This window comes from Gemmatimonadales bacterium, from assembly GCA_030697825.1.
Taxonomy (GTDB): Bacteria; Gemmatimonadota; Gemmatimonadetes; order Gemmatimonadales; family JACORV01; genus JACORV01.
Window position 1 is genome coordinate 1 of the sequence record JAUYOW010000118.1, and the last position, 3,164, is coordinate 3,164.

6 protein-coding genes are annotated in these 3,164 nt (G+C 69.8%); 3 read left to right on the forward strand and 3 right to left on the reverse strand.

What is annotated here, in order from left to right; translation table 11 throughout:
• Positions 1-214: hypothetical protein (locus Q8Q85_06140; protein ID MDP3773832.1), on the forward strand; the 214-nt coding region annotated here is incomplete at its 5' end.
• Between the two features lie 184 nt (positions 215-398).
• On the opposite strand, the gene Q8Q85_06145 is transcribed toward Q8Q85_06140, so the two are convergent.
• Entirely contained in the window at positions 399-929 is a 531-nt protein-coding gene (locus Q8Q85_06145) for a transposase (protein MDP3773833.1), read from the reverse strand.
• A gap of 25 nt (positions 930-954) precedes the next feature.
• Between Q8Q85_06145 and Q8Q85_06150 the strand changes: the two genes are divergently transcribed.
• Positions 955-1,365: an SDR family oxidoreductase gene (locus tag Q8Q85_06150; GenBank protein MDP3773834.1), complete on the forward strand. Its 411-nt coding sequence runs from the start codon at positions 955-957 to the stop codon at positions 1,363-1,365.
• A 12-nt stretch (positions 1,366-1,377) separates the two neighbouring features.
• On the opposite strand, the gene Q8Q85_06155 is transcribed toward Q8Q85_06150, so the two are convergent.
• Positions 1,378-2,325: an HD domain-containing protein gene (locus tag Q8Q85_06155; GenBank protein ID MDP3773835.1), complete on the reverse strand. Its 948-nt coding sequence runs from the start codon at positions 2,323-2,325 to the stop codon at positions 1,378-1,380.
• Positions 2,326-2,467: 142 nt separating this feature from the next.
• Complete coding sequence (locus Q8Q85_06160; GenBank protein MDP3773836.1) at positions 2,468-2,704, reverse strand: YciI family protein; 237 nt, start codon at positions 2,702-2,704, stop codon at positions 2,468-2,470.
• On the opposite strand from Q8Q85_06160, the gene Q8Q85_06165 reads away from it, so the two are divergent.
• Positions 2,692-3,164 (forward strand): TlpA disulfide reductase family protein (locus Q8Q85_06165; GenBank protein ID MDP3773837.1); only part of this gene is annotated, 473 nt, incomplete at its 3' end. The two genes, Q8Q85_06160 and Q8Q85_06165, sit on opposite strands and share 13 nt — an antisense overlap.

Consider the following 3,164-nt stretch of genomic DNA (forward strand, 5'->3'; position numbering starts at 1 on the left):
GATCGGGCTCCAGGTCGGCCTCGGCGGTGGCCGGTTGAAGCCGCGTTATCACTACGTAGGGTTGCCGTACACCGTGCTGCTCGACGCGGAGGGCCGGGTGATCCGCCGCTGGTCCGGCTACACCGGGCCCGGCCAGATCGCGGCCGAAGGGGCGCTCATCGCGGACGAGCTGGCGCGCGCGCCGGCTGCAGCGCACCATCACCACCACCACTGAGGCCCCAAGGCCGCTGTCCCCTCATGACCACCTGGCGCCGGCCGCCCACTCCATGAACGTGGTCGGGCGAATCCCATACGTCTTGGAGTTGGCCGCGATGTCCACCTCGTAGGCTGAGGACAGGCCATGAACTGGGACATTCCCACAATCTCAACCATCTCGACATTGGCGGGGCGGCGGAGCCCTACGATAGCCACGATGACGGGGCCATGGTTCTGGACGTTCCCTTCGACCCGGCAGCAATGAACGTCCCCGCCGACCCCAACGCAGCTGGCGGAGTCATCGAATCCGGTCGATCACTCAGGGCTGGGTAATAAAGGCGACGATGCGCATCGCGTGGCCGCACCGTGGACACCGGAGCTGGTTGCCGGTGCAGCAGCTCCGCCCAACGGTGGCGGGCTTCCTGGAGCGCGGGCGGCAGCGACTCCGCCGCCACGGCCGGGGCCGGCTCGGGGGCGCCAGCCCGGCGCCGGATGCCGCGGGTCCGGTTGGCGTACCAGCCGTAGTAGCGCTGGAGCACTTGGCCCTTGTTGGGGATGTGGCTCACCACCCGCGCCAGGAACTCGAGGGCCTCCAGCGTCTCCGCGCCCGCCGTGGGGCCGCTCGCCTTGTCGGACTGATAGGTGACCGTGCCGGTGTCCGCCCCATACGCCAGTCGGCCGAGCGCCAAAGGGTGCCGCGCGCAGTAGCGGGCCAGCCGCACGGCAAGCAACATCTCCCTCGTGCGCCACCTGGGCCCGATGATGCGACGCGATGGCGCGTTCCTCTCGCTGACCTACATGGCCGGCGAGCGCGTGATCCCGGGCTACGGCGGCGGGATGTCGTCGGCCAAGGCGGCGCTCGAAGCCGACACGCGAACGCTCGCCTACGAGGCGGGCCGCCGCTTCGGCGTCCGGGTGAACGCCATTTCGGCCGGACCCTGGGCGTCGCGCGCTGCCTTGGCCATCGGGTTCATCGAGCAGATGATCGCGTACACCACCGCCAATTCCCCCCTCCCCCGGCCGATCCACGCCGAGGACGTGGGATACGCGGCGGCGTTCCTCGCGAGTCCTTTCGCCAAGGCGATCACGGGCTCGATCGTGTACGTCGACAGCGGCTACCACATCATGGGAATGGCCGTGGCGCCGCAGCCGCCGCCCGCAACGCCCTAAGCCCCCCCACCGTCACGGTCCCGCAGGCAGGGGAGCCTCGACTCTCAACGCGGAGACCGGCGCCGATACCTCCGGCCGGCCGGCCACGACCCGGAGCGCTCGCACCGCGTCCCGCGCAAACGTCTTCCCCGCGCCCTTTTCGATCTCCTCGAGCGCCTGCCACCTGGGGAACGCCGGGCGGACCGGCGTCGCCATCTGCAGCGTCTCGAACGAGTCCGCGACGGCCAGGATCTTCACCGTGAGCGGGAGGGGCAGCGCGTCGGCGGCCCAGGCGTCACCGACGATCTCGTAGTAGTGGCCGTACTCGGCGATGACCTGGGCCGCACCGTGCATGGCGCGGGCCACGGAGACCCGTCCCTCGCTCTCCGAGCGCGCCAGCAGCCGGACCAGACGCTGATCGCGGGTCCCCACTTCGTGCAGCAGGCCTGCGACCCGCAGGTTCTCGAGGTCCTCTTCCGGAAGCTTCAGCTCGCGCGCGATCGCCACCGCCAGCTCCGCCACTCGGTTGCTGTGCCCCAGCTGGTACTTCTCCGTCGACTCGATGTGGAAGGCGAGGATCTCGAGCGTGGCCAGGTACGCATTCTTCGCCTCGGCGAGCCGCGCCGCGCGCTGCTCCGCCAGGGTGCCGACGACGTAGCCGGTGAGGATCAGGAATCCCGCCCACGGCACCAGCCCGAGCAGCGCACCCAGGGAGAAGCCGGGCAGCGTGTCCAGCCCCTGCACCGCCTGATAGAAAAAGACGAGGGACACCATGAACAAGCCCGACAGCACCGCGAAGCGCCGACCCCCGTAGAACCCGGCGAGCATCATCGGCAGGTAATAGAAGCTCAAGAACGCGAGCTTTTGCTCGACGAACGCGTTGATGACCAACATCGCGCCGACCAGCAGGAGCACAAAGGTCCGCTCGAAGTGGCGGAAGAAGAACAGCTTGGCGCGCTCCACCAGACTCGGATGGACCACAGTCAACCTCGGGGAGTTGTCGGGGGCGCAGACCCATAGTGGGCACTGAGCGGGCAAGATGCAATAGCGGGCGGACACACCGTGGGAAGTGGCAAGTGGTACTTGTCGGTCCTGGGCGGAGTTACGCCGCGCCGCCGCAACGCTACGTGCCTAGGGCTCCGCGGACGCTCGCTGGGCTAAACTCGACGACCTCGGCCCGCGCGACGCCCGCCCGCACGTACCGATCCTGGGCGACGATGGCTTCCAGGCTCGCCCGGTCGGGGGCGGCGGCCACGAGCACGCCGCCCGTCGGCGGGTCGCGACGCGCCCACGCCTGGAAGACGCCTTCCCGGGCGTAGCGCGCGCGCCGAGACGGACGCGCGCTTCGTGCGCTATCCACCCACCATCGCGGTAGACCGGCGCGGGCGCGTCACCACACCAGAGCCCGATTCCCTGCTCGCGCCGGTGGGCGACCTCGCGCGCGAGGCGTTCCCGCCGTTCGATGTCCCCGACCTGTCGGGCTCGCGGCTCACGCTTGCGGACCTCACGGGCAAGGTCGTCCTGGTGAACTTCTGGGCAAGCTGGTGCGCGCCCTGCCGCGAAGAGATGCCGGCGCTCGACTCGCTCCGGCGCACCTTCGACTCGACGCGGGTGGTCTTCGTAGCCCTGTCGGACGACGTGATCGAGTCATCAGCCCGGCGCTTCCTGACGGAGCACCCGATCGGGCTCCAGGTCGGCCTCGGCGGTGGCCGGTTGAAGCCGCGTTATCACTACGTAGGGTTGCCGTACACCGTGCTGCTCGACGCGGAGGGCCGGGTGATCCGCCGCTGGTCCGGCTACACCGGGCCCGGCCAGATCGC

What these genes read in the sequence shown, in the direction of transcription:
- Q8Q85_06145 (MDP3773833.1), bottom strand. Translation starts at nt 929, where the DNA reads ATGTTGCTTGCCGTGCGGCTGGCCCGCTACTGCGCGCGGCACCCTTTG.
- Q8Q85_06150 (MDP3773834.1), top strand. Translation starts at nt 955, where the DNA reads ATGATGCGACGCGATGGCGCGTTCCTCTCGCTGACCTACATGGCCGGC.